The organism is Fluviicola sp., from assembly GCF_039596395.1.
GTDB lineage: Bacteria > Bacteroidota > Bacteroidia > Flavobacteriales_D > Crocinitomicaceae > Fluviicola.
Genome location: NZ_JBCNJT010000001.1, coordinates 1,332,302 through 1,347,605 on the forward strand (window position 1 = coordinate 1,332,302; position 15,304 = coordinate 1,347,605).

Below are 15,304 nucleotides of genomic sequence, written 5' to 3' on the forward strand. Positions count from 1 at the left end.
AAATCAATTTCGGTTGTACTACGACTAGAATAAACTAAAAACATGAGAGTGAAACTCCTTATTTTAATTTCCTTTTTCTTTCTGACCAACCTGGTTTTTGGGCAGATTGACATGAATTTCTTCATCAAAACTACCAACTATACCACAGGTAAGAAGGAATCCGGTGTTACCGTAAAGTTGATGGAAGGTGCCAATACGGTATCTACTGCAACGACAGACGCTTCCGGTGAAGTAAAGCTATTACTCAAAGCCGGTAAAAAATACAAAGTCGAAGTTTCGAAAGCCGGAAAAGTTTCCCGCTTATTGAATATCAATGTTTCCAATGTCAATGATGAATTGCTGCAAGGAACTTCCAAGCCGGAGGGCCAGGCGCAGATTTCCCTCTTTGACGAACAGCCGAATGTCGATTACAGCTACGTAAAAACCAACCCGATTACGGAATTTTACTTTGACGGTCAAAATACCGTTTTGCAATACGACCAGATCCTTGCCGATAAAATGGCCAAGCGGATCGAGAAAATCATGAAAGATGCGGAAGGCGCTGCGAAACAGGGAGAAGCAAACTACAATTCCATTATCAAACAGGCAGATGCCTTGTTTACGGCTAAGAAATACGAAGAAGCTTTGACTCAGTATGAAGCGGCTGTAAAAATCAAACCGACCGAAAAACACCCGAATGACCGTTTGATTGAAATTGACGGAATTTTGAAAGCGGCTAAATCTGCGAATTTAGCAAATGCTCAATTAGACAGCGAATACAAAGCTTTGATTGCCTCTGCAGATGCGCTTAGAGATCAGAAGAAATACGAGGATGCGATCAAGCGTTATCAGGAAGCATTGGCTAAAAAGCAGGAGCAATACCCGAAAGACGAGATTCAGAAAGCAGAAGCTGCAATCGAAGCAGCTAAAAATGAAGCTGCCAATGCCGAGAAGTACAATGCTGCAATGAAAGCAGGGGATGGATTCTACGGTCAGAAAAGCTGGATGGCGGCACGCGATAAATACAAGGAAGCCTTAAAGATCAAACCCGGTGATGCAGCTGCAACAGCTAAATTGACGGATCTGGACGGAAAACTGAATGCACAGAAAGCAGAACAGGACAAGAAACAAAAATACAACGATGCTGTTGCGGCCGGTGACGCATTGATGGGAGAAGAAAAGTGGACAGAAGCAGTTGCCAAGTACACCGAGGCTTTGACTTTTGAAGCATCAGCGACTTACCCGAAGGATAAAATTGCGGAAGCAAAAGTAAAACTGGATGAGATTGCAAAAGCAAACGCCCTGAAAGAACAAATTACGAAATTACTTGCAGAAGGAACAACCGCACTTACAGCTAAACAGTACCCGGGAGCAAAAGCCAAGTTCGAACAGGTGCTGACTTTGGACAAAGACAATGCGGAGGCGAAAACCAAATTGGCAGAAGTTGAAAAGCAACTGGAATTTGAAAAAGCAAATGCGGAGAAAATTGCCAAAGCAAAACAATTGGTTACAGAAGGTGATGCACTTGACAAAGCCTTAAAATATGCGGATGCAAAAGCCAAATACCAGGAATCGATTGCATTAATCCCTGATGCCGCGGTTCAGGCAAAAATCGACGCTGTTGATGCGAAAATCCTGGCTGAAGGCAAGAAAGCGGAAAACAAAGCGAAATTCGACCAGGCAATCCTGGACGGAGATGCAAATCTGGCTACATCCAATTTCGAAGCAGCGAAGAAGAAATACGAGGAAGCTCAATTGCTGGATCCTGCTTCACAGGTTCCGAAACAAAAATTGATCGAGCTTGGTAAAAAAGAAGCGGCGGCTAATGCGGAGAAAGATAAGAACCAGAAATACCAGGAAGCGTTCAATGCCGGAGTAGCTGCATTGAGTGCGAAAGATTATACCACAGCGAAAGAGAAGCTTACACTAGCTACAAGCATTGACAATACCAAGCAGGAAGCAAAGGATAAGCTGGCGGAAGTGACTAAGATCCTGGCAGACAATGCGCAGGCTGCTGCTCAAAAAGAGAAATACGATGCAGCTTTAAAAGCAGGGAACGATTTGCTCGGACAAAACAAATTAGCTGAAGCGAAGAAGAAATTTGAAGAAGCATCCGTTTTAGATCCTTCACAGGCTGAACCTAAAGAGAAAATCAAGGAAGTAGACGCTTTATTGGCAAAAGCGGATAAAGAAAAACAAATTACGCAATTGCTTGCAGACGGTTCTGCTGCCTTGACTAAAAAAGATCTGAACGGCGCAAAAGGAAAGTTCCAGCAGGTACTGGCTTTGGATCCAACAAACAATACAGCATCCGAAAAGATGACTGAGATTCTGAAACTGGAAAATGACCAGGCCAGTGAAGCTCAGAAACAAGCTGCTTTTGATAAATTGAAAGGTGAAGGAATGTCTTTCCAGAACCAAAATAAATATGCAGAAGCAAAGCAGAAATACCTGGAAGCGAAAGCTATCAAATCGGATGAAGAAGTGGAAAAAGCAATCATTTGGTGCGATAAGAAAATTGCGGAAGAACTAAAAGATGCTGAGTTGAACAAGAAATACAATGCGATCCTGACCGAGGCAAAAGACCTGGAAGCTGCTAAAAAATATGACGAAGCAATCACAAAGTACGGGGAAGCTTTGGCGGTGAAAAACGAGCAGGAACCGAAAAACCGCATTGAGGCAATCAAAGCGTTGAAGGCTCAGAATGCCGAGCAGCAGAAAGTGGAAGAAGAATACCAGGCAGCAATCAAAAAAGGGGATGACCTTGTTTTGGCGAAGAAATATACGGATGCCATTCAAGCCTACAACTCTGCTTTGGTATTGAAGCCTTATGAGAAATTACCGGTTGAAAAAGCTGAAAATGCGAAGAAACTTTCCGAGCAGGAAACATTTGACGGTGATCAGGCTTATCAAAAGATCATTGATGTAGGAAACAAAGCTTTCGAAGAAAAGAATTACGTGAAAGCAAAAGAGATGTTTAACCGTGCGGCTAACTTCAGACCTGCCGATCAGTATCCGAAGCAAAAACTACAGGAAATCGGTGATTTGGAGAAAGCTGAAAAACTGGCTTTGGATCAGCAAAACCAATTCGCAAAGAAAATGGCTGAAGCGGATGGTTTGGCAAAAGCAAACAAGATCCCTGAAGCAATCAGCACTTATAAAGCAGCAAAAACGATCAAACCGGATGATTTGGCACCGGACCAGAAAATTGCAGAACTGGAAGCGTTGTTGAATGCAAGTAAAGTTGATCCCGCTGTAGAAGAGCAAAAACTGTACGATGCGGCCATGTCGAGAGGAAACAATGCAGCCTCTTCAAAAGATTACAACGGAGCAATCACACAATACGAAGAAGCACTCAGACACAAAGCAAAAGACCAGACGGCGCAAAATAAGATTGCTGAAATGCGTCAGATCCTGGATGACCTCGCAAAAGAGAATGCGGCGAATAAAGAACTTCAGGGGCTGATCGCTGCTGCGGACCAGGAATTCAATAACAGCAAGTGGTCGGCTGCGAAGTCTGCTTATGACAATATTCTTGCAAAATTCCCAAGCAATGCATATGCTTACGAGCAATCGAAGAAGTGTGAGATCAAGTTGAGAGAAGAGGCGGATGCAGACAAAGAACGTGCTTACAGAAATATTATCAGTGGGGCAGACGATAAGTTTGATACTAAAAACTACGCCAAGGCAAAAGAATTATATGAACGTGCAAGCGGATTGAGACCTTCTGATCCATATCCAAAACAGCGATTGAGAGAAATCCAGAATATTACCAGCCAACCGGTAGCAAGTAAAACGAAAGTGGAATCGAAGTCGCAAACTGTTGAACTGGCGAGTTTGGGAGAAGAAACGGATAATTCCCTGGTAGAAGGTGCTAAAAGATTGCAAAAGACAACCGAAACCCGTAAAGCCAAACGCACCAATAAAATGAATGAAAAACTTCGTGGTGTTACTGATAAAACAGGGGAATTGGCCGCGTCTCAAAATAACCAGGCATTAGCTACCGACAGTGTTTTCGGGGAGATCAGGATCGATAACAGTGCGCGTGATGCTGCTGCGACTGCAAAAGTTCAGAACAATGTGGATGTGATAGTCGAAAAGGAGAAAGAGCTAATCAAAAGTAATGAGGAGAACAGAACGATCAATGAGTTGAATATTGTCAACCAGAAACAACAACTGGATGCAGCAACCCAGGCAGTAATTGTATCCAATAGTGCTTTGGACGGTGTTGCAATAGATAACAATGAAGTGCTTAAAAAATCATCATCCAATCTGAATACTACGAGTGTTGAAAAGACAAATGAGGCTTATTCGGATATTACGAAAAATGATCAGGCCTTTACAACGATCCGAATTGACCAGGAGAAAAATACCATTGATGATATGGCAGAAAGACTGGCTGAAGAACAAAAAGTGAAGGATGCCGCCATTGTTCAAACGGATCTGATGCGCAAGAACTCGGAACAAGCTTCGGAAAGAACCGTTGAAACCAAGGAGGTGTTAAAAGCTGTGGATAACAACATAACTCTTAAAACGATTGAAGAAAAACAACTTTCCCTGAACAATGACATAAAGCTCACTGAGATTGAAAAGGTTCAGGCGGAAAATAAACTTGCAAATGATAAGGCACATGCTGAAAACACACAGCGCTTTGCAGATAAAAACGCGGAAACTTCAAAAGTAGTTGCAGAAGCAATGGCAAGCAGGGTTGAGAAGCATAGTGAGAATATCAATATAATAGAGGGTAAAAGAGATGAGAAAACGGAGGTCGAAAGAGCTGATTTCAATAAAGCTTACCTGAAGAATATCGAAAACAAGAACATACTGAATGAGAAAGCAATTGGAATGGAAAAACGCAATGAACTTCCTTCAATAGCTGCTGTGGAAAACAAAAAGAGTTTTACCGAAATTCAGGATGCAAGCAATCAGTCAAAACTTGATTATCAAAAAGCGAATGATCAGAAAGTAGTAGAGAACAATAGCAGAATTGTAAGTTCTCAAAAAGAGATTCAGGATAATGCCGGTAAAAAAGATCACTCTGTAGAAAATGATTTATTGCTTAAGAATTCCGAAAAAGAATTGGGAACTACCAATAAGATCATTGCTGAAAAAAGTGATGACAGAGCAGTGGCTGCCAAGAAAACGATCGACGAAATTCAGTCTGCCCAACCTGTAAAAACAACGTCAGGTGCTTATGAAGTAGATTTGACGAAATATAAGGAAGGGGTAAACCAGGAGCAGTTCGATCAAATGGGGTCTGACGGATTGGTTTCTGCAATTGTTACAAGACGTGTGGTTGTAACTAATGGAAAAGCGAATGTATACGTCCGTACACAAACGATGAACATTGTAACGTACCAAAAGAACGGAGAACCATCTACCGAATTAGTTTGGCAAAAAGAGACACAAGACGCAAAATTGAAGCGTAATTATTAAATCAGTAATATTATTATGAACAAGTGAGGGCGGAAAATTTTCCGCCCTCACTTGTTTTATTGACTTTCAATTCGACTAATTTCGGGCTCAAATTAAATTCCTGTTTATGAATGTTCATTTTATTGCAATTGGAGGGAGCGCGATGCATAATTTAGCTATTGCTTTATCCCGGAAAGGAGCACAGGTAACCGGTTCCGATGATGAGATATTTGAACCTTCCCGGACGCGCTTGGAGAAACAGGGAATTTTACCGGCTGCAATTGGCTGGTTTCCTGAAAAGATTACTTCGGAACTGGATGCCGTTATCCTGGGAATGCATGCCCGTGAAGACAATCCGGAATTGTTGAAAGCAAAGGAACTGAATATTCCCATTTATTCTTACCCGGAATACCTCTACGAGCAGAGTAAAGACCAGTACCGCATAGTCATCGGTGGGAGCCATGGTAAAACAACCATTACCTCTATGTTGCTTCACGTGGTGAATGAATTGGGACTGAATGTGGATTACATGGTGGGCGCGCAACTGGAAGGCTACGATTGCATGGTCAAGCTTTCCGAAGATGCTGCATTTATGATCCTTGAAGGTGACGAGTATTTGAGTTCTCCGATTGACAGAAGGCCAAAGTTTCATTTATATAAGCCGGATACTGCTTTAATCAGTGGCATTGCCTGGGATCATATCAATGTATTCCCGACCTGGGAGAATTATGTGGACCAGTTCCGTAAATTCTGTGAAGTGATCGAACCGGGAGGAAAATTGATCTACAATGTTGAAGATCCGACAGTGAAAAGCCTGGGAGAAGAGTTTGCATCTAAACTGGAAACGAAACCTTACCAAACTCCGGAATACCGGATAACGGAAACCGGAACCATCCTGATCCATGAAGGGAAAGAATATGAATTACAGGTTTTCGGAGCTCACAACCTGCAAAACCTCGTCGGAGCCATGCGTTTGGCAGAATCGATGCATATTCCCAATCACGATTTCCTGACAGCTATCAAAACATTCAAAGGAGCAGGAAAGAGGCTTCAAAAAGTTGCAGAACAAGGATCTTTTACGATGTTTAAGGATTTTGCGCATTCACCTTCTAAATTGAAAGCGACCACTTCTGCCGTGAAAGAACAATATCCGAACCGGAATGTAGTTGCGTGTATGGAGTTGCATACTTTTTCATCGTTGAGAAAAGAGTTTTTACCCTTATACGACGGAGCAATGAATGCAGCGGACGAAGCTCTGGTGTATTTTAGTCCGGCGGTAGTTGCACACAAGAAGCTGGAGCCTTTGACAATCGAACAGGTTCAGACGGCTTTCGGCGGAAAAGTAAAGGTCGTAAATAACACGGAAGATGTACTGGAATTTATCCGCTCAAAGAATTGGGATAACTCGGTTTTACTGATGATGTCGTCGGGGAATTTTGACGGGATCGATTATGAGAAATTGGGAGAGGAGTTGGTTGAGTAGACGAGACATTCGATATTTATATAAAACAATAAGGGCGTAAAATTTTACGCCCTTATTGTTTATTTCGGTTGCCGGAATAATACCCGGCGATAAATGACTGTCAGGACGAGTGCATTGATTACGGAAAGCATTAGCATTCCCAAAAGAGAAATGGTCATGGTAGTACTTGCCTGGTACCACGGACGGATACTTTCTGCAGATTTCTCCAGGATTTCTTCTTTGGAATAAGCTTCAAATTCAGGCCGTTCTGCTTTGAATTTTTTCAATTCTTCCGGGTTGTCGACCATTTTCTCCATGGATTCCTGGATCACGGCGATTTGGTTCTCGTTGTAAGAAGGATCGATTTTCGCATAATACAGGTAAATCAAACCACCTACAACCAATGTATAGATCATCCCGATACCCAAAATGGATTTGATATCACCGAGCGCCGTGCTTTCACTTCGGTTTTCTTTTCTTTTTTCAACGATACTCCCGATAGACATGGCAAGAAGCAAACAAAGGATATTCCACATGACCTGGATCGGGTATTTTTCCGGAGTTTGAAGTACCTGGAAATAAAAGAAGCAATATTTTCCTAAAAACCAGATACCTGCAAATAGCAAGGCAATTTTTGTTGATGTGCGCATGTGATAAAAGAAAAAAATCCCACCCTTGGAAGAATGGGATTTGAAATTTATTATGAATTCATTGATACTAAAAACTCTTCGTTGGAGCGGGTATTGTCCATGTGTCCTTTTACGAACTCCATAGCTTCTACCGGGTTCATGTCTGCGATGAATTTGCGAAGTAACCAAACTCTCTGAAGCACGTCTTTTCCTACCAGCAAATCTTCGCGGCGTGTTCCGGAAGCAATAATGTCGATTGCCGGGTAAATTCTTCTGTTGGAAATCTTACGATCCAATTGAAGTTCCATGTTACCGGTTCCTTTAAATTCTTCGAAGATGACTTCATCCATTTTAGAACCTGTTTCCGTCAATGCAGTTGCAAGAATGGAAAGGGAACCACCGTTTTCGATCTTACGCGCAGCTCCGAAGAAACGTTTTGGTTTGTGTAATGCATTTGCGTCCACACCACCGGAAAGTACTTTCCCGGAAGCAGGAGAAACGGTATTGTATGCACGGGCCAAGCGTGTGATGGAATCCAATAGGATTACTACATCGTGACCGCATTCTACCATGCGTTTTGCTTTTTCCAATACGATGTTTGCAACTTTTACGTGACGGTCAGCCGGCTCATCGAACGTGGAAGCAACTACTTCTGCTTTTACGCTGCGAGCCATGTCTGTAACCTCTTCCGGACGTTCGTCGATCAATAACACGATCAAATATACTTCCGGGTGATTTGCTGCAATGGCATTCGCCACATCTTTCAACAACATGGTTTTACCCGTTTTAGGCTGAGCCACGATCATTCCACGCTGTCCTTTTCCAATCGGAGCAAATAAGTCCATTACACGTGTCGACATGGATTCGTCCTTGTGACCGGTTAATTTGAACTTTTCATCCGGGAATAAAGGAGTGAGGTATTCAAAAGGAACGCGATCGCGGATATAACCCGGATCTCTTCCGTTAATGGAATCTACTTTTACAAGCGGGAAGAATTTCTCACCTTCTCTTGGCGGGCGAATCGTTCCTCGTACGGTATCACCGGTTTTCAGACCGAATAACTTGATCTGGCTCTGAGAAACATACACATCATCCGGAGACGGAAGGTAGTTGTAATCAGAAGAACGCAGGAATCCGTAGCCATCCTGGATCACTTCCAGTACACCTTCAGCCGTAACAATCCCCACCAGGTTGTAAGCTTCCTCATCCACTTTTTCCTCTTGCTGAGCCTGGTTTTGATGTTGCTGACGATTCTGGTTTTGGTTCTGATTGCGCTGATTGTTATTCTGGCGATCCTGATTTCCGGGATTATTTTGGTTGCGATTCTGATTATTGTTCGGACGCTCCTGGTTACCAGAGTTGTTTTGGTTTTGGGAAGCGTTTTGAGTATTTTGATTTTCGCCTTGATTATTCTGGTTCTGCTGATTCTGGCGATTCTGATTTTGGTTCTGGTTTCGCTGATTCTGCTGGTTTTGAGGTTTTTTATTTAATAAACGCTCAAAAGGTTTTGGTTTCTCAGCAGGTTTCTCTTCCTGATTTGCCGCCTCGGTCTTTGGTGCTTCTGTATTTTCAGTAGCTGCCGCTTCTGATTTTACTTCGGTTACCGTTGCTTCAGTGGCAGCAGGAGTTGAAATGCGTTTGCGTTTTTCCTTAGGGGCATTCGCTGTATCTTGCTTGATATCTTCTGTCTTTGGTGCTTCCGGAGCCTCTGTAGAAAACAGATCGGCAGCAGGAGCATCTGCTTTTGGTTCAGTAGCTTTTTTCACCTTTGATTTAGCCGGAGCTTTTGGGGTTTCAGTAGTTGTAGTGCCCGCTGAATTCGCCTGGATCTGCTCGATCAATTCATTTTTCTTGAATGATTCCACCTTCTTAACTCCAAGAGATTTAGCAATTTCCCTTAATTCTGGTAATAACTTACCGTCTAAGTCTTTATTATTCATATAAAATTTTGGACTAGTTTTTTGTATTCGACTGAATACTTGCGAAAAGCAATGTGATTTTAATAACGATGATGCAATATTACAAATATTCCTTACACAAGCACTATCTATTCACTTTTTTTCGAAAAAAAAAGCATTTTGTTTTCAGCATTATCCTGTTAAATTTGTGCCCGTTGCCCAAATCTGTTTAAAAATCCTTCATGAAAAATAAAAAAATCATTGCTCTGCTTCTTGCCCTGGCTGTTTTTTACGCCGTTTTGGTATTGGTGAGAATCTTTAACCATGAAGTAGATCCTGTAGGATTATTGATCCTTGGAACTTTGGTAGGGGCTTTTACCGGTGGTGCAATTGCAGGATGGTATTTGTTCAGAACCAACCGGAATTTAATCTACTACCTGGCTCTATACCTTGTTGTTGCCGGTTTGCTCTACGTGGAGCGGATGGTTGGAAGTAATCTCGCATTCGGCGCATTTCTGTTGAAAATCGTATTGATGGGAGGCTTGATTGCATATTCCATGCGGAGCAAGAAATTATCCCTTTGGATCTTCTCGTCTATGATAATAGGCGTTTCGTTCGGGTTGGATTTCCCGGAAGCATCGCTGGAAATGAAGCGTTTCGGAGATATTTTCCTGCGTTTGATCAAAACGCTGGTAGCTCCATTGTTGTTTTCCACACTGGTTGTAGGTATTGCAGGACACGGAAACCTGAAGCAGGTTGGGCGTATCGGTTTGAAGAGTATTATTTATTTTGAGATCGTAACCACTTTTGCGCTTTTCCTCGGATTGGCGGCAATCAATCTTTCCCAGGCAGGAAAAGGAGTACAGCAGGTAGAAGTTTCCGAGAAAATGAAGGAAAAATCTGCGGACCTGCTTGCGCAATTGGAAAAACCAAAAGATCACCTGGTGGATATTTTTCCGGAGAACTTTGCGAAATCCATTGTAGAGAACCAGGTATTACAGATCGTAGTATTCTCCCTGATTTTTGCAATTGCCCTGAGTTTGGTTCATAACCTGAAGCACAAGGAAACGATGCTCAACTGGATGGAGAGTTTATCGGAAGTGATGTTCAAGTTTACGGACCTGGTAATGTATGTCGCGCCACTGGCTGTTTTCGGCTCCATTGCATATACCGTAGCTAATTCCGGAACGGAAGTTCTGGGGAACCTCATGAAGCTGGTTGCCACTTTATATGTAACGCTGATCATTTTTGTCCTGGTGGTATTGCTTCCGATAGCTTTGTTTGCAAAAGTTCCAATCCGCAATTTTTTGAAAGCTGTAACAGAACCGATTTCCATCGCGTTTGCAACTGCCAGTAGTGAGGCTGCTTTGCCGAAGGCACTGGAAAATATGGAGCGATTCGGCGTACCGAAAAAGATCGTTGGATTTGTTATTCCGACGGGGTATTCTTTCAACCTCGACGGAACAACTTTGTATTTATCCATGGCAACGGTTTTTGTGGCCCAAATGAGCGGAGTGGATTTAACAATCGGCCAGCAGATCGCTATTTGTTTAACGCTGATGCTTACCAGTAAAGGTGTAGCAGGAGTGAGGGGAGCTTCTTTCGTGATCCTGACAACTACTTTAATGGATTACAAGCATTTGGGAATCAGCGTGGAAAAAGCCGGAATCATTCTGGGAATCGACGCACTGATGGATATGGCGCGAACTTCTGTGAATGTATTGGGGAATTGCCTGGCATCTGCTGTCATAGCACGAAGTGAAGGTGAACTTTCTGTTATAAAAAACGACGAATAACCCAGGTTATCCGTCGTTTCAAAACTTTGGTTGAGGTTCTATTGATGCGCTTTACAACCGTGGAACTGCGTTTTTAAATCCTCAGCCGAAGCTACGTAATCATTCGTTTCTTCTTCGGCGATATAGTCCTTAACGGAAAGCGAAGAAACTTCCTGATCATGCCTTTCTGATTCAGTAGAACAGGACTGTAATCCGTTTACAATGAATAGTGTGAAGCAAACTATTTTTAACCTCGTAATCATGTACCTAAGGTAACGTATTCTCTTCGCACCCTCAAGAAGATTTATATTTTTGGCAGATTTCGTCGAATGAAATACCTGTTTCATCGATTATAAAACACACTTAAAGTTTTGCTTTAAGCATGTGTTTCCGGTGTAACTATCTCTATTTCAACTTATGCTTTAAGTGCATCCCGGTATAATTGTCTTTTTCTTTCACCAATTCTTCCGGAGTTCCTGTAAACTGGATATTTCCGCCGTTGATTCCACCTTCCGGCCCGATATCTATAATCCAGTCGGCAGCTTTGATCACATCCATATTGTGCTCGATCACTATAATGGAATGTCCGTCGTCTACCAAACGGTTGAAGGCAATCAATAATTTCTCAATATCGAAGAAGTGCAAACCGGTTGTCGGTTCGTCAAAAATGAATAAGGTCTTATTGCTTTTTTGTGCGCCTTTGATCAGGAAAGAAGCCAGTTTTACACGCTGAGCTTCACCACCGCTCAAAGAACTGCTGGATTGTCCCATTTGCAGGTAGCCCAAACCAACATCTTCCAAAGGCTGGATTTTCTGTACGATCTTTTCATCCAGCTTGTCTTTTCCTTCTTTGAAAAATGCCAAAGCGGAAGAAATATCCATATTCAGGATGTCTGAAATGTTTTTGTCGCGGTAATAGACTTCCAGGGCTTCCTGACGGTAACGCGTTCCTCCGCAGGACTCACAAACCAGGTGAACATCTGCCATAAACTGCATACTTACCGTCACCACACCTTCACCTTCACACATTTCACAGCGTCCGCCTTCCACGTTGAATGAGAAGAATCCGGGCTTATAACCGTTGTGTTTCGCCGCATTTTGCTTGGCAAACAATTCGCGGATATCGTCGAAAGCTTTCACATATGTTACCGGGTTACTTCGCGAAGATTTTCCAATCGGGTTCTGATCGATCAATTCGATTTCCGCAATGCTGGAAAGATCTCCTTCAATGCGTTTCACATTTCCCTGGTGGTCTCCGAATTGACCTAAATACTTACGGATTCCCGGGTAAAGAATTTCTTTTACCAGAGTAGATTTACCCGAACCACTCACGCCGGTAACAGCTACAATCCGGTTCAACGGAAAGTCAACCGAAACGTTCTTCAGGTTGTGTTCCTTCGCACCGATCACGGAAATTTTGTTCTTCCCGTTTCTGCGTTTTGCCGGAACAGGGATTTCACGAACTCCGGTCAGATATTGGGTAGTGAGGCTGGTGTCGTTCTTTTTCAAAGCATCAAATTTCCCCTGGAAAACCACTTCGCCACCAAATTTTCCTGCAGCAGGGCCAATGTCAATGATTTCGTCGGCGTGAAGCATCATGTCTTCCTCGTGCTCCACCACGATCACCGTATTCCCGATATCGCGCAGTTTCTTTAATACTCCGATCAGTCGTTCGGTATCTCTCGGGTGCAGCCCGATACTCGGTTCATCTAAAATATACATGGAACCAACCAAACTACTTCCCAGGGATGTTGCCAGGTTGATTCGCTGGGATTCTCCTCCTGAAAGTGTGTTTGCTGCACGGTTCAGTGTCAGGTAACCCAGTCCGACTTCTGTCAGGAAGGATAAGCGCTGAGTGATTTCCGGTAAAATGCGGTTGGTAATTTTCAATTCCAACGGATCAACTTCCAGGTCCTGGAAAAACTTCAAGGCATTTTCGATCGGCATCAGAACCAGTTCTTTGATGCTGATCCCGCCTACTTTTACGTAATTGGCGTCTTCTCTCAGACGTGTTCCGTGACATTCCGGGCAAAGCGTTTTTCCGCGGTAGCGTGAAAGCAATACGCGGTACTGGATTTTATAGGATTGGCTTTCAACAAATTTGAAGAAGCCGTTGATTCCTGCAAAATGGCTGTTTCCGTTCCAAAGGGCATCGAGTTGTTCCTCCGTGAGTTCTTCAACCGGGCGATGAATCGGGAAATCAAATTTGCGGGCATTGCGAACAAGCTGATCCTTGTATTCACTCATGACTTCACCTTTCCAGGGAACAACCGCGCCTTCGTAGACACTTAAACTCGGGTCCGGAATTACCAGGTTCGGATCGATTCCTATAATGGAACCGTAACCTTCACAGGTTTTACATGCTCCGAAGGGGTTGTTAAAAGTAAACAAGTGAGGAGAAGGTTCCACGAAAGTCATGTTATCCAGTTCAAAGCGATTGGAAAATGTGCGTTCTTCCATGCTTCCCATCTGGATCACGGAACAATCTCCATGACCTTCCATAAATGCCAGTTGAATGGAATCTCCCAGTCGACCCGAAAAATCGGTATCCATTTCCTGTGTAACGATCCGGTCGATCACAATCTGGATCGAATCGGAAAGCCGGATATCTTTTGCGGAGATATCTTCCAGCTGCTTGAGTTCGTGGTTGTGCAGAATGCGCACATAACCCTGTTCTTTGAGCAGTTTCAATGTTTTTTCGACCCCGTATTTCTCCAGGGAAGGAAAAGGTGCTGTAATTAATAAGCGGAGATCGTGCTCTAAACCCGCGATGTAATTGATCACATCCGTTACGGAATCTTTTTTGACCTCGTTTCCTGAAATGGGAGAGAAGGTTCTACCGATCCGTGCGAATAATATTTTCAGGTAATCGTAGATCTCGGTGGTTGTACCAACCGTTGATCTCGGATTGTTTGTAATGACTTTTTGCTGAATGGCAATTGCCGGAGCGATTCCTTTGATGAAATCCGTTTCCGGTTTGTCCAGTTTTCCTAAGAACTGACGTGCATAGGAAGATAAACTTTCGATATAACGTCTTTGCCCTTCTGCGTAAAGGGTATCAAATGCTAAAGAAGATTTCCCGGAACCAGACAATCCTGTGATGACTGTAAACTTTCCGTGTTCGATCTTAACTTCCAGATTTTTAAGGTTATTGACGCGTGCACCTTTGATGTGAATGTATCTTTCAGACATACTACAAATTTCGGGAATAATTACGAATTATTGAGTCCCGGAATCCGAATTTGTAGCGGTATTTTGAAGTTATTATTCCTTGTTTAACAAAGTTTGTAATCAATCCATTCCATTCCGGCGAATACTTGTAAACTAAAATGATCATTTGCTGCCTGGTTTTGATCAATGACAAACCTGTTTTGTATCCGGAGACGGGGAATTCGCTCATTTGGAACTGTAAATTTTTAAGCTTTTTTTTGATTTTAGTCGAAATAGTTCTATCTTTCCAAAAATAATTCATAGAGCCTATAGAGAAAATTCTACTTTAAACTGTTAATAAACAACTGGTTACACCCTTAAGAGTAGAGTTATGGCTATGAAATTTCTAGACGATCAAGTCCTTATTCATTATTATTTAGAAGGAAACGAACAAGCTTTTGAAGTTCTGTTGATGCGTCATAAAGACAAAATATACCGTTCCATTTATCATAAAATCCGCGAGCGCGAGATTGCAGAAGATATTTTCCAGGAAACATTTGTAAAGATTATTCAAACATTGAAGTTGGGGAATTACAATGAAGAAGGAAAATTCCTGCCATGGGCTATGCGCATCGCTCAAAACCTGGTGATCGATTACTTTCGTAAGCACGGAAGAATGAAGCTGGTAAGTGAGCGCAATGCGAAGAGCGAGGATTTCAATATCTTTTCTGTCCTGAAAATGGACGATCTGAATATTGAACAAAGTATTTCCAAAACGGAACTGGAAAAACAAATGATCGAACTGATCCAGCATTTGCCGGAAAGTCAGAAAGAGATCATTGAAAAACGGATTTTCCAGGACCTTTCCTTCAAGGATATTGCTGAAATGGAAGACATTTCCATCAATACAGCGTTGGGAAGAATGCGTTATGCACTAATTAATTTGAGAAAATTGATCGAGAAGCACCAGTTAGTTACAGATCTCGATTAATTGTT

7 protein-coding genes are annotated in these 15,304 nt (G+C 42.6%); 4 read left to right on the forward strand and 3 right to left on the reverse strand.

Annotated elements, in window-relative coordinates; translation table 11 throughout:
- Positions 1-42 precede the first annotated feature (42 nt).
- Both ABDW02_RS05840 and ABDW02_RS05845 read left to right on the forward strand, forming a co-directional pair.
- Complete coding sequence (locus tag ABDW02_RS05840; protein WP_343633056.1) at positions 43-5,415, forward strand: hypothetical protein; 5,373 nt, start codon at positions 43-45, stop codon at positions 5,413-5,415.
- 106 nt (positions 5,416-5,521) lie between these two features.
- Positions 5,522-6,877: a Mur ligase family protein gene (locus ABDW02_RS05845; protein WP_343633058.1), complete on the forward strand. Its 1,356-nt coding sequence runs from the start codon at positions 5,522-5,524 to the stop codon at positions 6,875-6,877.
- A gap of 59 nt (positions 6,878-6,936) precedes the next feature.
- Here the strand turns inward: ABDW02_RS05845 and ABDW02_RS05850 are convergent, their stop codons facing one another.
- The gene (locus ABDW02_RS05850) at positions 6,937-7,506 is read right to left on the reverse strand and encodes a DUF4199 domain-containing protein (protein ID WP_343633060.1); all 570 of its coding nucleotides are present in this window, start codon (positions 7,504-7,506) and stop codon (positions 6,937-6,939) included.
- A gap of 50 nt (positions 7,507-7,556) precedes the next feature.
- On the reverse strand, positions 7,557-9,425 hold the full coding sequence (gene rho / locus ABDW02_RS05855; protein WP_343633062.1) for a transcription termination factor Rho: 1,869 nt from the start codon (positions 9,423-9,425) through the stop codon (positions 7,557-7,559).
- A 200-nt stretch (positions 9,426-9,625) separates the two neighbouring features.
- Here rho and ABDW02_RS05860 point away from each other — a divergent pair, with 200 nt between their 5' ends.
- On the forward strand, positions 9,626-11,179 hold the full coding sequence (locus ABDW02_RS05860) for a cation:dicarboxylase symporter family transporter (RefSeq protein ID WP_343633064.1): 1,554 nt from the start codon (positions 9,626-9,628) through the stop codon (positions 11,177-11,179).
- A gap of 384 nt (positions 11,180-11,563) precedes the next feature.
- On the opposite strand, the gene uvrA is transcribed toward ABDW02_RS05860, so the two are convergent.
- A complete protein-coding gene (gene uvrA, locus ABDW02_RS05865) occupies positions 11,564-14,350 on the reverse strand; it encodes an excinuclease ABC subunit UvrA (RefSeq protein ID WP_343633066.1) in 2,787 nt (928 codons plus the stop codon).
- A gap of 349 nt (positions 14,351-14,699) precedes the next feature.
- Between uvrA and ABDW02_RS05870 the strand changes: the two genes are divergently transcribed.
- Positions 14,700-15,299 carry a sigma-70 family RNA polymerase sigma factor gene (locus ABDW02_RS05870; RefSeq protein ID WP_343633068.1) on the forward strand — a complete coding sequence of 200 codons (600 nt, stop codon included), beginning with the start codon at positions 14,700-14,702 and terminating at the stop codon, positions 15,297-15,299.
- Positions 15,300-15,304 lie beyond the last annotated feature (5 nt).

Coding starts and splice junctions, on each gene's coding strand:
- ABDW02_RS05840 (WP_343633056.1), top strand. CDS start 43: ATGAGAGTGAAACTCCTTATTTTAATTTCCTTTTTCTTTCTGACCAAC.
- ABDW02_RS05845 (WP_343633058.1), top strand. CDS start 5,522: ATGAATGTTCATTTTATTGCAATTGGAGGGAGCGCGATGCATAATTTA.
- ABDW02_RS05850 (WP_343633060.1), bottom strand. CDS start 7,506: ATGCGCACATCAACAAAAATTGCCTTGCTATTTGCAGGTATCTGGTTT.
- rho (WP_343633062.1), bottom strand. CDS start 9,425: ATGAATAATAAAGACTTAGACGGTAAGTTATTACCAGAATTAAGGGAA.
- ABDW02_RS05860 (WP_343633064.1), top strand. CDS start 9,626: ATGAAAAATAAAAAAATCATTGCTCTGCTTCTTGCCCTGGCTGTTTTT.
- uvrA (WP_343633066.1), bottom strand. CDS start 14,350: ATGTCTGAAAGATACATTCACATCAAAGGTGCACGCGTCAATAACCTT.
- ABDW02_RS05870 (WP_343633068.1), top strand. CDS start 14,700: ATGGCTATGAAATTTCTAGACGATCAAGTCCTTATTCATTATTATTTA.